Raw genomic sequence first — 20,347 nt, 5'->3', positions numbered from 1 at the left:
CCCCTACTGTAAACATATTAAATTTTCTCTGATATTTCTTGCAACTTTGATAAGAATATATTTGCATGTTCGACTTTTGGTTCAAAATCATATGTAAATGTATAACTTACATCATCACTTCCACCATATTCATCACTAGAACGAATACAAGGCTCATCTTTATAATATCTTTTAAATTCTTCTGTCACACTATCTATTAGCTCTAGATAATCATCACTTCCATTCTCTTCACCATAAAAAGGATTATATAATTCTGCAGACATAATTAACCGTTTGTTTTTTACATTGATATTTGCCTTCACATTTGAAAAATTAGTATCTGACTCATAAGAGAAACTATCTTCATCTTTAACAAATCCCGACTTCAAAAGATCATACTCCAGTTTTGTAGCAATTACAAGCTCTTTACGACTCAAAGTACTTACTAATTTTTGATATTCATCTTCAAAATATTTCTTATAATACTCCTGCAACACCTTCTTTTTTTCAATCTTATTCTTTGCTTCATTGATTTGTTTTACCGGATAGGCACTTTCATTATGCATTATCTTTCGTATTACCAAGTAGTGCAATTGACTTCTTGTATTTGGAATAACTATATCAATACCAAACTCTTCGATTTTTTTATCAAGCATTTCTATTTTCTCATATACAGGTCGATTAGCTATTTCAGTATTAAAAGTACTATTTAAAATTAGGTAATTAGCAATCGTCGCAATGTATTTTCGATATTTTCTAGGAATCTTGATTTCAATATCAAGTGTTTTGCCATCATTTAAATATAAGGCATATTCAAATTTTCTATTTACAATAAAATGCTCTATGTTCTTATCACCAGTTGTGATATTTGCATTCTTAAATACATCCTCATCCGGACTAATATTTCCACTATCCCATGAATATGCATCATACATGCTAAAATATCGCCTCGCCATATATTGACCACTTTCAACAGTATATGACTTGTTTATTTGAGCTACTTTATCAAACCCAATTGTGCTTATAGTATCCGAAACATATTTGTAACTGTATTTTCTTATTGCGTCTTCCCATTTTTCTTGTAACAATCGACCAGCAATTTGTTCCGATCCCTTCCCTCTTATGCTCATTGTGAAAACGCATGCAATTGCATTAATATTATGTATTATTTTATAATTATTTCTATTAACAAATTCTGGTTCCAATACTTCTAAATAATATTTCATCACCATCATTTTAGGAACCAAATCATCATTTCTAATAATTGAATTAATAACAGTATGAGTATTCAGAATTCTAGTTTCATCAGAAAGTTCTCCTTTTTCTGTATAAAACAATTTTTTGAACTCGTCGCTTCCTCCTGTTTCCTGATTAACAACTAACAACAAGAAATCCAAATAATCATTGAGATCTCGTAGCATCTTAGAATAAAATTTTTCGTTCGCAAATAAATTCCATACGAACGTACCAGAATCATATCTTTTATCGTTAAGATTAATATTTTCTCGAGTTTTATAATCCTCACCTAATTTTGTTAGCTTATATCCAATTTCCTTATTGACATTACATATAAAATACTGAAAGTAAAGAACTTCTCTTGTATACTTAACTTTCTTCTCTAACTGTATACATTTATTTTGAATATCAACCCATTTCCCTGTCATTTCATCAAAATCTTCTTTAAATGCATAAGCTCTTATTATATCCAACTCATCTAAATGAACACCCTTATTATTTACATCTATAAAATAGTCCACACAAAATTTACGTCCTGAATCTGTTTGTTGTGAATTATTAATTATTATGTTTATATCACTCTCAAGTAACGCTGAATAAAGCTTTTCTTGATCCGGTTCTGAAAGCAAATCCACTCTTTCAACAATGCTTTTCCAAATTTCTTTAAAATCTTTTTTTTGATCTAATACATCACTTTTCAATAATGCATCATATAATGGTTTATTTTCATTCTCAACACGCGAATAATCAAATCCATAATCTAGTAATTCATTAAACTTTTCAAATGATTGATTATCAATTTTACACAAACCGTCTATATTCTTTTTGTTTGGAACCACTATTTTCAAATAAGTAACTAACATAGTTATAACTGTTATTCTCTGCTGCCCATCTATAATTTCAAATTTTCCTTCCCATGATGTACTTAAAGTAATTGTTCCCAAAAACTTCTTCCCATTTTGAAGATCATCTATTAAAATTTGAACATTTTCTGAAGACCAACGAATTTTCCGCTGATATCCAGGAATAATATAAACACGACTTTTCTCGAGAGGAAAAGGTCTAGTACGATTTCCCACAATTTCATATACCGTTGTTTCTTTCAATGAAATAATATCTTGAACATTTTTTATTGCACTAAGGTTACTCATTGATACAGTTCTCCTCTTCTGTTAGTATCTATTTGCTATGTCGTCTCATTAACAATTTGTATATTGCAAAGTAATGACATTCACAATAAGTCTAATTATACCAAAAAACAACAATAATTGAAATGAGTAATAAAAAAAAGGTTGTAATCTGTTCTTTTCAGATTACAACCTAAACTACTATTCAATCAATTTATTTCACATACTCCTTTATCCCACTAAGCTTAGCATAATGCCACATTCTCTTTAGCAAATTGTCCGTGTATCTGTTAAATTCCGTTTGAATAACAGTATTTTGCAATAATTGTATCTTTCTATTTCTATCTTCTAATCTATTAAGATAATCCTGGCTAGGAACTCGATTATTTTTTTTAACATTGCACGTTGGACAAGATAAGACAAAGTTCCATATCTTATCATCTTTAACGAATGACCATGGAATAAAATGATCCACATGCATGTTCTTCTGTAATTTCTTACCACAATAAAAACAAATATCTTCTTCAAATTCTCGTCTAAGGATTTCTCGATATACAGAAAGATTTTCTCTTCTTGGTGTTGAAAGTTCAAGCTTATCGATAACTCTTATCAAGGCATTATCATCATTTATCTGTTCCATGAAACGAGCCCATGAATAATAATTCAATCGTTCCAGCTCTGCCTTATATTTTAACATAAATTCATATACACAGTAGTTAAGGGTTATTCCATCATCCTTTAAGTCAAATGAATATAAGATTCCGTCAAAATCATCATACAGGGCACCAACAACAAACTTTTTACACTCTGCTGTCACTTTTTTGATAATTGAAGATTTTGTACTTTCATCTATAATTTCAAATTCCAACAGTGCCAATGTAGGATTCTCGGCAACTGCTGTCATCAATATAGTTTCAACTTTGGAATAAATGGACTTTCCATCTTTTCTCATTTTTTTGAGACCATATTTAATGACCAAGTTCCAATAATTCTCAGGAAATCTCGAAAATAATTCTTCATAAGTATACTTGATACCTGTCTCTGTATTTTGTCCGTTGAATACATTATCAAGCAGTGACTTAACCAGTCCAAATTTATAAGTATTTCGTTTTCTGCTCGAATCAGAGAATACATAGTTAAACAAGGACCAGATTCCGTCTTCATTAACGCTATATTCAGTTATTGAACCATTTTTCAGCTCCCATCCAGCCATGATTTCTCCTTAAAATACTAATCCTTTTGCAACATTTACCACTTCCAGTAATTGACTGATTAATTCATCTTTATTTGTCTTTGCTCCCCAGCTTAATCGGATAGCTGAGGAAATCCTGTCTTGGTCTAGCCCCATTGCTGTCAATACATAGCTTGGACTATAATCCTGTGATGTGCATGCAGAACCGTTTGAGATACTACAATATTGCTTCGTAGAAAGCATGAGTGCCTCTGATTCTACTCCGTTAAAACTTACATTCAATGTATTCGGCATACAAAAATCTTGACTACCATTATATTGATAAGCAAGACCAGATTTTTCAATTAGTTTTTTTACAATTTTTTTCTTTTCTATCATACTTTCGATATTAGCTTCATATTCAGTTTCAGCCAATCTACAAGCTTCCCCAAGCCCAACAACTAATGCAACCGGTATTGTACCTGGTCTAATTCCATGTTCCTGTTGACCACCATATGTAATTGCTTTTATTGGAGGTAGCTTATATTTTTTCTTTCTAAGAACAAGTGCACCAATCCCCTGTGGTCCGCACAATTTATGTCCACTCAATGAAAGCATATCGTACTTTATTGCTTTCATTTCAGGTACTAGCTTACCGCAACTTTGAGTTGCATCCACATGAAAAAAGACACCTTTCTTTGATAACTCTTCTCCAACTTCCTTAACCGGCTGAATTGTACCTGTTTCATTATTGGCATGCATAAGGCTAACTAATAATGTGTCCTCTCTAACTAAACGTAAAACTTCATCAGCGTTAACTCGTCCTCTTTCATCTGGATTAACAAGGTCTATCTGGAATCCCTCATTTGCTAAACTCTTTACAGTTTCTAACACAGCCTTGTGTTCTATAGTCGAAGTAATAACATGCTTTTTTCCAGTTTTATTCGCATAATCAATAAGTCCTCGAATTGCAATATTATTACTTTCAGTCGAACCGCTTGTAAAGAATACTTCTCCCGCATTGACACCGAGCAGAGAAGCCACCTGCTTTCTTGCATTTTCTACTAGTTTTCGAGCATGATCCCCATAATCATGCGTTCTGCTATCCGCATTTCCATATGTATTTCTATACACATCTACCATTGCATCCAGTACGCGTTCATCAACTGGCGCTGATGCATTGTAATCTAAATAAATTCCCATTTTTTAATCCTCTATAGTTAAATTCATTAAATCATCAAGATTCTTTATAAAGTTTGTACCAGATAAATGTGCTATTCCTCTTTCAACATGAAGCTTAAAATATTTAGCCAGTGTCTCCTCATCTGTTGGTAAACTCATTTTCTTGCACCAAGCAATCATCAATGCATCATAAATATCACTATACTCACCACCAAAAGTAAACCATGACATTTCAACATTGCTGTCTGAAACTATTGGCATATCAGTAGGTATCGTATTCTCTGAGAGTGAATAACAAAGAGCCCATCTACAAAGGATATTCCAATTCTTAATACCAGTTTTTCCTTTTAATCTTCCTAAACGATCTTTCGAAATGCTAGATAACTTTATCTGCTTTACGATCATGATTCACTACCTCCCCATCCGAAATATCCTGGTGTTATCGTTGTATTTTTTGTTTCATCGTTGTATTTCAATGTGAATTCATCCCCAACACTGTTCTTCATCAATGAATAGTAGTTCTCATCAATCTCTGAATCTGTTGACAGAATAATTGTTTGATCACTAGCTTTCGGAAAATAAATTTTAATCAATGCCTGACGATGAGATGAATCAAGTCTTGATAGCGGAGTATCAATAATTACTGGGAGTTTTTTCTTTGAACAAATTGCCAATGCCCACAATAGGGAAATTACCATTAACTGTTTTTCACCAGCCGAAAGTCTTTTTTTAGCAATTTCCACACCTTCGTTGTTCATATAATGCAAATCCAAGGATTCAGAATCCATTTTGATATAGTCAACAAGTTTCTTCTTATTTGCAAGTTTTTTATAGCATTCTGTCATCGTTTGTGCTAATACATTCGTTTTTCTTTCTTGCAAGCGAACTCTGTAAAGTTTTATAATCTCAATAGCCATATGAGCATATTTTACAGTTCTTTCATTAGAATCTACCGACTCAAGAACTGACAATATTCCTTCAGCATACTTTCCAAACTCAGATTCAGCTATTACTTGCGTTCCATGTAATGATGTTCTCTCCTTCTCCAAAATGTCGATTTCAATTTGCTTTTTGGTTATCTCTCGTTCTTTATTTCTAATAGCGTTAAATAAATCTTTTAAAGATTTTTCATCAATATCAACAGATAATGAATTATCAATGTCATCAACATTTTTCTGATAATTATTACGCTTACTGATCAAAGATTTTGCTTTGTCACCACATCTCTGTAACCCATCTATATTTAACGCATCTATTTGAAATAAATTCAAATCTGAAAGACGGTATACATCTTCTTCCTTACTAGCACTCATTTCTTTTTGCATAAACTCAATAAATCCAGTGATCTGATCTGATTTTTCACTAAATTTTCCATACGTGGACTTAATCTTATCCAATGCCATCCTATTAAGTTTTCTTTCATGCTCAATTTGACTCTGATTTTGAATGTCCCTTAACAACTCTGAAACAAGAAGCAGTGGCATCTCCCCAGCTACAAGTTCAATTAATTGCTCCTGGCAGCTAGCAACGGCAGCAATACTTTCTGCCCTTTGTTTTAAAAGCATATTCTTTTGTTCAAGAATACCCCCACCTTTCACGGAATATTCAACGTTTAATTTTTCTAGATTTAGCTGTAATTCCTGCATTTCCAGATTCAAGGTCTGTAATCTTTCATCTGCTTTGCCTAACGCCTTTTCTGCTTCTTCTTTTACAATTCTAAGCTCCTCTAATCTCTTTAAATCCTGATTTCCATTGTTTTCCTTGCTGATTCTGCTAATTATCCTTCCGATATCTCCTTGCAAAATATCCAATACAGTTATTCCAAGCATAGCTTTAACTGATTCTTTCATTTGTTCGCTTGTTTCTTCAACTGCCAGTTCTGCAATTTTTTCACCATCAAAGAAAAAGAAGCTTGATAACGCACTTGGTAAAATATTCTCAACAAACATTGCCCAATTATCTGTAAGGAATGTGTTCTCTTCTCCATTCTTCCTTACACGGATTTTTTCTCTTACTCGCTGACTATTTCCATCCCATTCTCTATGTACACAGTAAACTTCCTCCTCAAAATCATCCATTGAAAACTCAATTTCAACATATGATTCCAATGAACCATCAGCCCTGTTAACATATGACTTCAAATACTGTCCATATGTTGTATATTTGCTCTCTGTATATGCAAAAGAATTTGATCCATAAAGTCCCAATAAAACAGCTTCTAAGATGGTCGTTTTACCTCGACCATTCATTCCTCCAATTAGGATTACAGGCTTATTCCCTTTAAATTCCAAACCATTTGTACCTGCATAAACACCAAAGTTATGCATAATAAGTCTCTTTATTCTCATTTACCAAAGTCCTCGTCTTCATCAGATTCTTCGTCTTCTGTTGGCTCATCATACGTACTATCTAATGCTTTTTCATGATATTTACCACCTAAATCTTTTTTACGTGCCATTTGACTTATATAGTATTCAGTTGCATCCTTTTCATCTTTATAGAAAGTTCTTTGAATACAACTTTCTAAAGCATCTGCCACACCTTTTCTCTGATTAAGGCGATTTGAATGATTCACAATATCTATAAGACTGTAAGCCATCTCAAATGCCAATTCTTCATATGGATACAATTCATCTACTACAGACTTCAATATTTCCCATTCCTCACTCTTAAAAGCTTCTAGAGCAATCCATTCTGGATCTTCAAATTTTTTTCCCATCACTTCTTGGTATATACGAGGTAATGTGTCATCGAATTCATGTTTATCATTAACCCAAATCCGACGAATATGTCTCAACTCTTGTAAGGTGATTAACTCCAAATCACTAAATTCTTCTGGCCCGTTTTCATTGATATCCTTTTGAATTTCCAATAATTCTTTGAGCCATTCCTCTCGAATTTCCTTCTTGTATGGTCCATGATGAAGCTGCTTGTAACTGCCTTGAAGGTATCCCTGCATTTTACGAAATGATCTGCGTTCTCTATCATGCTCTTCATCGCCAAATTTATTTCTAAATTCTAGCAGTGCTGACATCCATGCCTTTTCATCATCATTTGATATCATTGCTTCCATAGATTTGTCTTTTTCCACCATAGTACAAACCCAACAACCAAATCTACTCTTTCCACAACTTGGGAGTCCTTTTTCAACCATCATCGGACATTCATTATCAGCTGTCGCACCACGATATAAAGTGAGTAACTCTTTATTAGAATATCCCCATGGATTCTTATACTGCATTAGGAAAACCCATACATCATTGTCATTCCAATCTTCCAAGGGTGAAAAAACAAGCTCATTTACCATAGATTGATTAGGACTTAATAACTCCCTAACCCTCTTCTTTTCGTAGTAAGCCATTGTTTTTGCTCTTCGTGCACTTTCTGCTTTTCGAGTACCAATGACCATAATGATTTCACCATGTTCTGCAATTTTTTCCTTAACAAATGTATTTACTGGTTGAATTTTAAGTCGATCTGTACACCAACGCAGTTTTTTTCTTGGAAAAGGGTAGCCTCGACCAACAAAATTAACCCAGAATGTATTATCCATTGCAGGAGTCAGTCTATGAGTTACAAATGGAAGTTCTTGGCTTAGGGCAGCCTCATCCATTATATGTAGTGAATTCTGAACCCATTTTGAGATAATAGGGGATTCAACCATTGTATCTGTGTTAATAATATGAACCTGCTTCTTTAACTGTTCTTTTGGTAACTCTGAAAGAGCAAGCCATACAAGCTGTAATGTTGCAGTGCTATCCTTACCACCTGAATATCCGATTACCCATGGAATATCATCACATAGGTATAAATTTCTTACTGTTTCCATCAACCCATCAATGATCTCTTTGGTAATTGTTACTTCCTGCTTATTTGCTTCACAGCTTTCGCATTTTTCTGCCATGATTATTTCTCCTAAACGTTTATTGAATTGATAAATTGCTTTTCTTTTATTTTTTCTTCATCGGTCAATCCTAATCCGATTTCCTTTTTTATTTCTATAGCAGTCAGATTAATCGCTCTATTGCTTGGAATAATTTTTCCATCTGCCCTAATAACTCTCAATTTCCACTGAGATGCGCTTCTCTTCCAGTCGATTTTTTTCAAATTCATCAAGTATTTTTCCATATCTTCTTTGCGATTCTTATAAAAATATGATCCAATTACACCAAAAGATTGTATTACAACGCCCTGTGTTACAATATAGTTTTCCCTTAAATCTACTTTGGATATCTCATGATTTGTAAGTTCTTTCCACTGCAAAATATTTTCAGATACCACAGACCAAAATCGAATCATGAACTCCTCTGCGTCATCTGCTAATTCCATATTACCTACTATTTTTTTATTTGCCATGTAAAATGTGTTTAACGTAAACAGTTTTGAAGAGAATTTTCCAAGGTTATCTTTTTCTTTATCTGTGTATTCAGATAAAAATCCAACATTAGTTACAACGGTTCTGTTCACAACAGCTAACTCGTCTCTTGAATCATAAAGTTCAGATATAGAATTGGATGTCTTTACAGCATGCTTATTCAAATCAGTAAAAATCTGCTGACTCCGTGCCAACCCCAGATCTTCATAAAACACAACAGAAATTGTTTCATTTCCTAACGATACATCTTCATTTATTGCATCGAGAATAGCAGCCTTTCTATGTTGTCCATCATTAATTAAGAACCGAGCATCCATTGATATTTCAAGTACTCCTGTTCCCATTCCATCTTTACTCTCATGAAATTCATACTCTCCATCTATAGATGCTGCTAATGCCGAAAAAACATACGAATCCCTATTTTCTGTAATATATCTACTTATTACTGGTATTCTGGCTTCATTTAACTTTCTCTGAGCTCTGTATTCCGGAAGAACATACTCATCTTCATTTGGAAATATTTTCGAAAGCATCTTGAGCGGTACCATTGCTATAAAATACTCTCTTCCTGCCTGTTTTCCCCTTACCACTGGAAATTTATATGCGTAATCCATAATGCCTCCATCTCAAAAATGCTATACTTAAGTATACTACTTAAGTATAGCATTTTTATTATAATAGTCAATGTAATTCTTTGTACAACTCCCAAAAAGCTTTATCTTGAACATAGACTGGTTTATTGTTTCCAATCTTAACAATACTATGATGTTTTGTTAAACCCTTTATTGAATTATACAATACTTGATTTTCCTGACTCTTAGTCTCTGTCTTGAATACAAAATCTACATCAGAATTTTTAAGGTCTGATACATTATGTACTACCCAGGTAAGTATATACTTTGCATAGTCATCTTCACCGCTTCCAAAATGTTTCAAGAACTGGGTGGAAAGAATTGTTCCTACACCAAATTCTCGTCCTTCTTTTAAGATCTTTTTCAGAGCTGAAAAACCTTCACTCATAAAGTTATCTGCTTCATCAACCAAAATTATTTTTGTTAATTGTCGGTAATTTTCCAACATTTTGCTTGATCCAGAGGCCTGCATTTGCGTATAAAATAGATCCAGGGTAATAGCAACAATTAAGCTCTGTATATCTGAATCGTATCCTGATAAATCAATAACTACAACACCTTGTAAAATATCAAATAATGATTTTGTATTACTTGGATTTGCCTCAAACACTTCAAACTGATGAAGTTTATTCATAGCTGCAGCTAAAGAGTCATTTTTCTTTATTTCTTCATCATTCGCATATCTCTGATAAACCTGATCAAATGTTGGTGTTTCGTTATCCCATGTAGTTGCATTCGATGGCGTAATTCCACTTGCTTGATAAGTTTCAATAATACATTGGAATAACGTATCCTGCTGTTTTGGTCCTAATCCATACACTTTTGATATTGTATCTTTAAATGCATTAGCTGTATGAATAGGAAGCAGCGGTTTAAACACAGATGATTTGGTTAATGCTAACGGATTGAACGGAAGATGATATGGTTTAAGTATTGTTGCATTTGTAGTCGTAACAAAATCTGTCTTGCTTTCGTTGTAATCACCCTTATAATCAAAAATCAAAATACCTAACTTCTGACCATCTACATTATGATCTTGATCACGATATAATTGAGCAATGAGTGATTTTGTGAACTGTGTTTTACCTGTACCCATCGTACCAATAATACCTGTATTAGTATGGAAAAGTTGTGTTGTATCATTTGGTTTCCATATTACCGGTTTGCCGTCTTGCGCATTTGTACCGAAGAGTATATGCATGCACCTTTCTTCATCTTCCACGTCTTCTGTAGTCGAATCCGGTTGTGGTACCACAACTTCTGGTTTATCAGGTTCTTCTCTTTTTGATTCAAGAATTTTCACTGGATCAGGTTCTATTTTGTCTCCATCTCCGCTATCATCTGGTCTATCCTCTAATTTTGTTATAGATAACTTTGACAAATCTCCTGTTAGCTTATCAACCACACAGTCATCTAAGATAAGTAATTCCGTGTTTTTTTTATTTCGAATGTCCTCATAAATTTCATATACATCCTTCAATATTAAACCAAACTCGTCTATTTCTGGCATTTCAATGAAATTAATTGCATCTTCTTTAAATGAAGTTCTTCTTGATACTAATGCTTTCCTGAAAGATAGCACTGCTCCTTTTCCTATCAATTCCTGAATATCTTCAGATAAAACATATTTTTCATTTAATAGGGCTTCTCGAAATGTATCTAAAACAATATCCCAATTCTGAGTGTCATCCACGTGGTAAACCTGCATTTTCTTACAGCTTGTTACAAGCATTTGCATTAAGAAATTACGATTTACTTTATAAAGAATTGTATTTATCATCTCTCCACCAGGATTAAATGCATTGTGAAGACCACTGGCAGTTGATGAAGCCTGTTCAAACGCTTTTTTTATTACAGCATTATCATTATTTCCTGTCTTTACCTCTGTAGGGTATAAATATACCTTTGGCACATCTCCACTTCGATCCAAACCAATAAACAGCAAGTCATCACTTGTTGGTCCTTTCTCGAATCCAAGATTTTTAGCCGAAAGAATCCCCTCGTCTTGTGACAGTCCTGCTCCGCCAGAAATTCTTAGCATTTCCTCTAATGATATCGGAATCCAGACAATGTCTTTATGTTTTAAAAAAGCAAGCATAAATTTGATTGTGGCAACAATACTGATTTTCTCTCTACTAAATGTTGAATCTTTATTTCCTTTCTTTGAAGAAACCAATCTAAGAAGCCAATCACCATTAACTGCATTAAACAGATTTATAATCTTATGGACATCTTCCACTTCCGCACTCACACCTTTTGTCTTAAGGTATTCCTGAATAACAAGAGAATACTGCTGAGACTTATGCGTAACGGTAATTGCATCATATCCGCTACTCGATGTATATTGATCACTATAATGTATAATTAATAAATCACTGTTTGCTTCTTTTTCACTAAAGAAGTCTAAATCAACTTTTGGATCTACAAATACCACCCAGTTTGAATTCTTGTAGATGTAGTCCATTTTATTTTCTACGAGCTCATCAATCTGTGTAGAAATACTCGTTCCAGAATGATACGGATTTCCAGTTGTTTCTACTTGCATCAGCGCATTATACAGTGATGAAAGCCTGGTTAGAGAAGTATCTTCTGCATATCTTACTCCATAACCAGTTCTATATTTATATCCATATTTACTTGATGGAATTCCCGACAAAATTCCTCCAAGTGAAATCCCTGTTTCGATCTGATTCATAGTAGCCTGCTCTGAAATAATCTCTGATTCCATTTCATAGAAAGAAATATGCGCATAATTATAATTTTTACCATTATCTTTATGGAAATAGCATTCAATATTTTTGGAAAGAATTCCTTCTAAGCTATTCATTGATGTTCCATTAATAACAAATAACTTCTGCTCTGCTAAGTATTCTTTAAGTAAAGAATATTCTTTTAAATTTGAAAAAGCATTTCCTGTAATATCATCGGTATAAATGTGAAGTTCAAATTTAGCAAGACGCTCAGCATCAGCATTTCTATTAATAGAATGGATGAAGAACTGCGCCAGTCCAATAAAAACTTCACTGCAATCTCCAATATTGATAAGATTTACTCTTATTTTCTTGTTATTGATGTCATCAAATATATACCTAAAATGAGAAATAAATTCAGAGATTTTCTCTTCAATCAGTTTAGGTACATACCTACGACTTCCTCGGTATTTCTTATTTTCTACAGGCGCATAGTATTTCCACTCTTGAGAATAAAGCTGATCGGACACCTTGTATATCTTCCTCATCCGTTGTATATATGGCAGAAGGTTAATTGAATTAAGGCGATCCATTACAATATCTGTTGCATATTCTAGACCAGACTCGTTCAATAGAGTTAGCTGATATTTTAAATTAAGCGGATGAAAAGGTGTTAATAGTATCTCTTCACTATTTTTTCCCACAGATAACGTTCCTAGATATAATGCATATTCCTGCTCCTGTGATAAATTTTCTCCATCACTAAGATTTTCGAAACATTCTTCAAAAGCTTTTATAAAATTCTTTACAGAATCCTGTAAATCGCCTCCAAGGTAAGCCAGGGTTGGGATTGTACGATGTAATTTAAAAGCAGACAACATACTTAAAAATGCATCTTTAAGAGTTGAGGAAATCGTCAAATCTCGCGAATCAATCTTTATAGAATCTGACACATAAAAATTCTTTACATTTCCACAGAGGATACTATTATCAATAATATCCTGTTCTAATCTTAATTCTCTAAGTAAATTTGCCTTTGCAAAATACTCCTGCGAATCGCTTAAAATGGCTCCATCATCAAACTCAAAGCTCTTTTTATTTGATAATTTATCCCTTAATATCTTTCTTCCAATAATTTCAACACTTTTTACCTCATCTGGAAACAGTATAAACGGCACAAGAACGCCTGAAAAATTAACGTCTATCTTTATTCCACTTCCAAAGTTGGATATTTCTTCTTCTGAAGAATAAATCAACAACCTTTCTCCATAACCGCAGCTATAAATCTCGTTATCTTCTAATTTACACGATGAAACTTCCACACCATTCTTATTAAAGATAAGATTAATTCCTACTCCTGCTAACTTTATACGACTGTTCTTCTTTGTTTTTTTATAATCAATAGAAAAGCTGTGTTTTACTGTTGAATACATAAACTCTGGAGAAATATCAATAATGCATATCTTAAAAATATATGTAATGTCATTGGCTTCATCTTTAATCTCAATTTTATGAAAGGTCATTCCTTCACGATCAAATAAAAAAATTATATTCTTACCCGCTTTAACATATTTAGAATCATCCGCCATAATACCGCTATTAATAATTTTTGCATTACAACTCACTTGAATATGCATATTAGCATAATGCTCCGGATTAAAAATCAGCAAATTCTTTGTACGTTTTTTTGCTGTTTGAGAGCCTTCATTTCTTATCAAAAATCCGTCATCAAAGTTAATGGTATTAAATGGTAAATCACCATAAACTTCAATGTCATCATTCTCTATCTTTAGAGGATTTTCCATTTTAGCCTGTTTACGTTCCATTGCAGCCAAGAGTTCAGCGTATGTAAATAATCTGCTCCAATTTTCCACTTCATCTTTATGTGCTTTTTCTATTCTTACTATCACATTATCTTCGAATACTTTTGCCAGTTCAATTTCGAGATTTCCAAAACGAATTCCTCTATCTATTTTTTCAAACAGCTCGTTATTATTTTTTAACTCTTTATCAACTTGGTTATTTCCATAATGTAGATATTCTTTTTTCCCATCTACTGAAAACAAACGAAATCCCGGGAAATTATTTGTATCAATCTTTCCACTACTCATAATAGCAAGTAAGTCTCTATATTCATAAATTGAAGCTTTATCGCTAAAAACATCAGCATCTCTTCTCTTTAATTCGAACTGTAGAATACGCTTTTCAGTATTAGTTAACTGTGTGCTTTCATTAACCATATTTCTAATTTCAAACATTAATTGATCTGCATAAAAAGGCATTCCGCTTGATGACATATCCCTAGATCCACTTTTTGCGCTATCAATTGGATTTGATGAAATCATAAGCAATGGCTTTTGTTCATTATTTGCTGCATTTCTTAAAGTGGCACATAAAAAATCATTAGTCATTCCATTGATTTGTGACGCTATAATAACCTCATCATCAATTACTTTTAAAGTATACGTTTTATATATCGATTCATCTCCACATAAGTATTCATACTTACCTATAGACTGATTACTTGTGGCAAGATCTTTTAGAGCCTCTGTAACCTTGATAACCATATCATCATTATCAAGTTTCAGACAGAAACTTTCTCCTTTTAATAAAGTTCCTTCAGATGCTGCAGTCTGAAAGTAACTATTTATTTTTTTTGCTATAAAATCATAAAATTCGTTTAACATACTGTGCATCTCCGCTATCACTCTTTTTATCAATCAGGTTTAATTTAGTGAAAAAATCTTGTAAATACTCTTTTGAAGTACTATCTAAATATATACCTCTATATTCATATTCTTTATATAATTCATTCAATCTAATTTTATCTTCGTCTCTTAAACAAATCTTTGTCAAAAAAATTACATCTCTCTCTGTCAGATTCAAAACCAGACCAGATTTCTTTCTATTTTTTACCCAACGACTTTTACAGAAATCAGAAAATTTCTCATTATAGAATTGATTTGCTCTTTTACGTTCCGTATTCATGAACTGTGCTTCTACACATCTATATAAATGACGTATTGCTTTTTCTGTTTCAGTTAATCCTTGTTGATATGCAATCTTATCAAAATCTTTATAGTCTCCAACATAAGAACAATATGTCACCTCTGCCTTAGCTACTTCTCCTGCTATTTTTTCGTCTATCTCTTGGCTTTCTTCTGCCATTTTACCAAGAGAAATATAATCACACATTTCAGATTCTGTCGTCTGATTTAATATCTCCAATGTAATCGCATGACTAAACATATGACTAATGCTGCCTTGTAACTTTTCCCAGCCTTCTATACAGCACATTCTGTTTTTACTGACTTTTTCCCAATCCAGTGCATAATATAAGTTTACTTCGCCATCTCGCTCACCCGAGCAATAATGATCCAATATAATACATGTTTGCGAAACATAGTAAAAATAATAAATAGCAAAGAGATTTGAAATATCTTCTAATGATGTCATTCCTGATTCAAGCATAAAATAAAAATCTTTTCTGAATCGACCTTGAATGTCTGGTTTTATAGAAAAATAAGGTTGCCTTTTTTCTGCTTCGGATACCTTTTTCGTCTCTATTGTTTTTATTACCATGTCCTCAAGTACGTTAAAATGATATTTATTTTTTGCTGTAGTAATTGCATCGCAATCCCTCTTATTTATTCCAAACACCGAGAATAAAAAGTGAGCCAAGTTATCTGCACTTTTATTATTTGTTGCCATTTGATATGGATATAGGCCTAAATTTGTTGCAACAAAATTGTCACCTTTAAAGAATATACTTTGTAGCATATCTTTAAAATACTCCAGATCTTCACAATCCACATTAATCTCGTCAAGTATAGCACTACACAAATCCTCAAAATCTATAGGATCTGTTTTTTTATTCAATGCCTCTTTAAAAAAACCGCTTACCACATCTTCTAAATCTGTAACAATAGGTGCTTGAGCTTTTCCAGAAGCTTTATACGGAAACAATTTAAATTTATTATCTGCCCTATGAGTGAGTCTCATAGAATCTGCAGATTTTGTTTCGTTTGATTTTGCATTAAAGCTTTCTATGAACTTTTCTTCATCGAATATGTATTCCATCATTTCACCACCTTAAACTTGTATCCAAACATGCCTTGAGAAATAATAGCCTTCTTACCTTCTTTTGACACGATCGACACTGTTTCTGTCAATGAACCAGTTTGCAAAATTCTATTTACAAAACTTATAAAATCAGCATGATTATTTCTATCATCTGCAGTTTGAATATATCCATGGTTCAGTCTGTAAATCAACTCATATAATGAAAAATCTATGTTCAGTAAAATCCTTTCACCATCAGAATCTTTAAAAGCAGTAGAAACAGTCGGTACAAATCTCTGTAATTCATCTGTAGCAGCCGGATAAGGTATATGATCCAAATTTTCCTTGAAATAAATCTTCTCATATAATGAAAAACCAGGATGCTTATCATCTAAACATAAATTTCCATCCTCATCACATCCGCACCATTGCGCTACACCCCTTTCTACCATGTTATATAAAATACCGAGCTTTTTCCCTTTTCCAGCGTTAAACATGTAAAGATCCGACAAATATTTCTTATATACATCATTACCCAAATCCCCTCTATCGATTGATTGAATTCTCACAATCAAATTAAATAAATTCGATTTAAGCATTTTATCATCATTGATTCTTGCAATCATAGTCGAATCACATATTATTTCTTTATAGGATACATTTGCAAATGCGTTGTTAATATCTTTTGAAACATCAGAACTTACATAATAGGAAATTGCAATCTCATCTGCTTTTTCTGATCTATTAAGTAATGGATCATATTTTTTTAACATATTCATCAAAACCGTTACATCAACAGAATCAAACAGTAATGCTGGAGTTATTTGTTTAATAAACTCCTTCAGATATGCCGAATCATCAATCAAAAGTTTTTGAAAATTTGTATAACTAAAATTTTGAGCTATTAATATGTCGTAAATAAAATTTAAGATTTCTCTTGTTGTCAAAATAGCCTTATCTTGTATGATTGTTTCCACCAATAGCTCTGCTACATATTTCTGACGGTTCTTATCCATCATGTATTCATAATTCTTTTTCACAGGACATTTTTGTGCCAATGGGCATCCTGAACAATCATTTATATACGAGCGATAAAACAAATTCTCATCTTTCTCGCAAAACACTTTATCAAGAATAGCTTCAATATAACCTGCATGAACACCTTCCTCAGTAAGACTAAACATATGATAATCTGAAAAACTCACATGCTGAAAACTGCTCTCTTGGTCAAATGCATTATTATTAACCTGTGTCGTAAGAATGTTGCTACGTTCAACATAATTTCTTAATTGACTATATTCTCTACCATATTCAGATTCGATGAAATTACTAAGTACCCCCAGATTAATCGCTAATATTACATTTTGACCCAGATTTTTTATATTTGTATCTTTAAACGAAGATAATAAATCATTCATTGTTTCAATTGCCGTCTTTGATGGTGCACTACTTTCTGTTGCATCATTATAAACAACATAATTCTGTATCAAATGCTCTTCGTCTGAATTTTTAAGATATGAAAGCAAATGTGATTTACCATCTCCTGCACTACCACATAATAGTACTAATGTTTTTTTCCCATATGCATTTACCTTTCTGAGAATGTCTTTTAGATCCTCTTCCGCAGTTCTTGTTACATGCATATACTCCTTAAACCTGTCAAACTTCTCCACATTGTCAATGGAATCACTTGAAGATTTTCTTAGTCTATTTAATTCATTTGAAAATTTACAACTTCCCATATGACACCTCACTCACTCTTTTTATTTACAGACACAACGTCCTCGATTGTGCAGTCAAGTATTTCGCATATCTTATGTATTATCGAAAGAGACACTGGTTCATTTCTACTCATCTTTGCTAATGTACTACTGCTAATACCAGTTTTCTTACAAAGTTCACCTTTTTTTACACCATGGTCAATTAGTGTTTTCCATAAATTATTGTAGTTTAAAAACATAAACTGCCTCCATAAAACCACTTTTTGCTACATTTTTTCTACTAGTTTTTTCCTATTTTATATTATAGAAACATATTTCTTTTATTTCAACCACTTTTCTTTGATTTTGTGCAACTTTCTTCTTATTTTACAATCTAGAATTAAAGTAGGGTTAAAGTAGAATTAAAATTTAAAAAGGTTCATACATTTCAGCAATACATTTTAGCTTTTACCTGTAGATTTCATTATAGAATTTACCTTAAAATAGCAAACAATTAATTCAACATCTTTTTCCTCCTGGTTTTCTTTACCACTAAAAAAGACACTCTCACGAGTGTCTCCAATGCATCTCTTTCAAGATATTATCCGAACAACATTTTCCCTCCTCCTTAATCTCAGCCCCTTCTTTTCAATCACCTTACAAATCCCACTATATAATCTCTTATCATAACCATACTTTTCCTGTAATTCTTCCATAGTATAACCTTCAAAATCTTTCGCCAAATTTATGCCACTTTCATAAAGTGTAAGCACCTGGCTTGTTGAGAATTTAACAGGCTGTAAATCATCTTCCAACAATTTCACTGTTGATAGTTCCACTTTATACCGTACACATACCTCTAGTAATTCCTGAAAAGCTACTTCACCTAAATTGCGCATTTTCATATAGGATTCTTTTGAATAATTTCCCAATTGCGAAATAAAGTAAATACCATTTCTGGCAAGTATATTTCGCAGTCTGGTAGTCATTTGGATATCACTTAAACAAATATCTCCTTCTTTAGGATACAAATATCCCCATTGGTTCATTTCTGCAATAAAACTCTTCTCTATTTTTTCGTTGGGATAGTTTTCAATAAATTTGGATAATACCATACCATCAAGCTCTGAGATATCCATTATATTTAGGCGATTCAACGTTTTCTCTGTTCGGATTCCATACTTATTACTCATATAAGTCCCCCCAATACTTAGCTATATTAGTTTCATATGAAAATGACCTTTTTCGATACTGCAAATTAATCATTTAAGGCAATATATTTAATGCTTTTGAATACAAGCCTTTTTAGATTTCATCTGCTCTTCTGATCATCATAATGATAAACGAATTTTAGTATTCACATTTTTTTTTGAATAAATTACACATATCCATAATAATTCAACTTTTATGTCGTTACAAAGAATTATTTCGCTATTACGAAACATTATAATATAAATAACAGGTAAAATCAATCTAAATTATTTCGTTATTACGAATTATCAGGGAAGGATTTACAACTATGAAATTGAGACCGGATATGGATATCGGAAGAAATATTCAGATACTTAGACAAAAGACAGGATTGACTCAAGATCAAACCATTGCTCATATGCATCTTATGGGTCTTAACATTTCTAAGAGCACTTATGCTAAATTGGAAACAAACCGTATGAATATTCGTGTTAGTGAATTGGTGGCATTGAAAATGATTTTTCATGCCGAATTTAATGACTTTTTTGTAGGATTGGAATGTGAACAAGCTCAAATTGATGAATGATAATAACCGAATTAAATGGTTGTAATCCAGATTATTTTTCATCTCAATATATATACCCTTACTTTGTACATGGATGATAGAGATATTATATAGTTCGCCATATATTCCGAATCACTTAAATTTGAAAGCTTTTGCAATGACTCTAAGTAGTCATCAAAACTCTCATATTTACAGTATAAGATTATTCAATTTATAGATCGTTTCCAATATTCTTAGCCATCTGTTCAAAATTTGACTGACTCATGCTATATAAATCAGCTCCTTTATATCGTACGAACTTCTTATTTATTTCTTTTCCTCTTACGATTCTAAAATTAGAATCTGCCATAACGCTGTTCTCCTTTCAAACTTAAAAACGATTGATATTGTTCAACTACAACGCAATAAAGGACACCTTTCAAAAAGTCTATTTTTGA

Annotated in this window: 14 protein-coding genes; 1 reads left to right on the top strand and 13 read right to left on the bottom strand. The window is 32.5% G+C overall.

The window, feature by feature from the left end:
- Nucleotides 1-17 precede the first annotated feature (17 nt).
- The 12 genes from QA584_RS03475 to QA584_RS03420 all read right to left on the bottom strand — a co-directional run bounded on the left by QA584_RS03475 (nt 18) and on the right by QA584_RS03420 (nt 19,347).
- A complete protein-coding gene (locus QA584_RS03475) occupies nt 18-2,366 on the bottom strand; it encodes a DUF262 domain-containing protein (protein ID WP_278273113.1) in 2,349 nt (782 codons plus the stop codon).
- Between the two features lie 190 nt (nt 2,367-2,556).
- Nucleotides 2,557-3,555: an HNH endonuclease domain-containing protein gene (locus QA584_RS03470; RefSeq protein ID WP_278273112.1), complete on the bottom strand. Its 999-nt coding sequence runs from the start codon at nt 3,553-3,555 to the stop codon at nt 2,557-2,559.
- A 9-nt stretch (nt 3,556-3,564) separates the two neighbouring features.
- Nucleotides 3,565-4,716: a cysteine desulfurase family protein gene (locus tag QA584_RS03465; RefSeq protein WP_278273111.1), complete on the bottom strand. Its 1,152-nt coding sequence runs from the start codon at nt 4,714-4,716 to the stop codon at nt 3,565-3,567.
- Nucleotides 4,717-4,719: 3 nt separating this feature from the next.
- Entirely contained in the window at nt 4,720-5,100 is a 381-nt protein-coding gene (gene dndE / locus QA584_RS03460; protein WP_278273110.1) for a DNA sulfur modification protein DndE, read from the bottom strand.
- On the bottom strand, nt 5,097-7,043 hold the full coding sequence (dndD, locus tag QA584_RS03455; RefSeq protein ID WP_278273109.1) for a DNA sulfur modification protein DndD: 1,947 nt from the start codon (nt 7,041-7,043) through the stop codon (nt 5,097-5,099). The genes dndE and dndD overlap by 4 nt, the downstream gene beginning before the upstream one ends.
- Nucleotides 7,040-8,599: a DNA phosphorothioation system sulfurtransferase DndC gene (dndC, locus tag QA584_RS03450; RefSeq protein ID WP_278273108.1), complete on the bottom strand. Its 1,560-nt coding sequence runs from the start codon at nt 8,597-8,599 to the stop codon at nt 7,040-7,042. The genes dndD and dndC overlap by 4 nt, the downstream gene beginning before the upstream one ends.
- An 11-nt stretch (nt 8,600-8,610) precedes the next feature.
- Nucleotides 8,611-9,684, bottom strand: coding sequence for a DNA sulfur modification protein DndB (dndB, locus tag QA584_RS03445; RefSeq protein ID WP_278273107.1), 1,074 nt, complete (start codon nt 9,682-9,684; stop codon nt 8,611-8,613).
- A 67-nt stretch (nt 9,685-9,751) separates the two neighbouring features.
- Nucleotides 9,752-15,079, bottom strand: coding sequence for a helicase HerA domain-containing protein (locus tag QA584_RS03440; RefSeq protein WP_278273106.1), 5,328 nt, complete (start codon nt 15,077-15,079; stop codon nt 9,752-9,754).
- Nucleotides 15,060-16,475 carry a DNA phosphorothioation-dependent restriction protein DptG gene (gene dptG / locus QA584_RS03435; protein WP_278273105.1) on the bottom strand — a complete coding sequence of 472 codons (1,416 nt, stop codon included), beginning with the start codon at nt 16,473-16,475 and terminating at the stop codon, nt 15,060-15,062. The genes QA584_RS03440 and dptG overlap by 20 nt, the downstream gene beginning before the upstream one ends.
- On the bottom strand, nt 16,472-18,196 hold the full coding sequence (gene dptF, locus QA584_RS03430; RefSeq protein ID WP_278273104.1) for a DNA phosphorothioation-dependent restriction protein DptF: 1,725 nt from the start codon (nt 18,194-18,196) through the stop codon (nt 16,472-16,474). Before dptF ends, dptG begins: the two co-directional genes overlap by 4 nt.
- Before the next feature lie 8 nt (nt 18,197-18,204).
- Nucleotides 18,205-18,414 (bottom strand): helix-turn-helix domain-containing protein, encoded by a 210-nt coding sequence (locus QA584_RS03425; protein WP_278273103.1) that lies wholly within the window; start codon nt 18,412-18,414, stop codon nt 18,205-18,207.
- Between the two features lie 333 nt (nt 18,415-18,747).
- Complete coding sequence (locus tag QA584_RS03420; RefSeq protein WP_278273102.1) at nt 18,748-19,347, bottom strand: DNA-directed RNA polymerase subunit alpha C-terminal domain-containing protein; 600 nt, start codon at nt 19,345-19,347, stop codon at nt 18,748-18,750.
- A 344-nt stretch (nt 19,348-19,691) separates the two neighbouring features.
- Here QA584_RS03420 and QA584_RS03415 point away from each other — a divergent pair, with 344 nt between their 5' ends.
- Nucleotides 19,692-19,931 carry a helix-turn-helix domain-containing protein gene (locus QA584_RS03415; RefSeq protein ID WP_278273101.1) on the top strand — a complete coding sequence of 80 codons (240 nt, stop codon included), beginning with the start codon at nt 19,692-19,694 and terminating at the stop codon, nt 19,929-19,931.
- Nucleotides 19,932-20,121: 190 nt separating this feature from the next.
- On the opposite strand, the gene QA584_RS03410 is transcribed toward QA584_RS03415, so the two are convergent.
- Nucleotides 20,122-20,259, bottom strand: a complete 138-nt coding sequence (locus QA584_RS03410; RefSeq protein ID WP_331487827.1) for a DUF6462 family protein — start codon at nt 20,257-20,259, stop codon at nt 20,122-20,124.
- Between the last annotated feature and the right edge of the window lie 88 nt (nt 20,260-20,347).

Source organism: Anaerocolumna sp. AGMB13025 (assembly GCF_029689925.1).
GTDB lineage: Bacteria > Bacillota > Clostridia > Lachnospirales > Lachnospiraceae > Anaerocolumna.
This window is presented reverse-complemented; position numbering and strand designations above follow the sequence as displayed.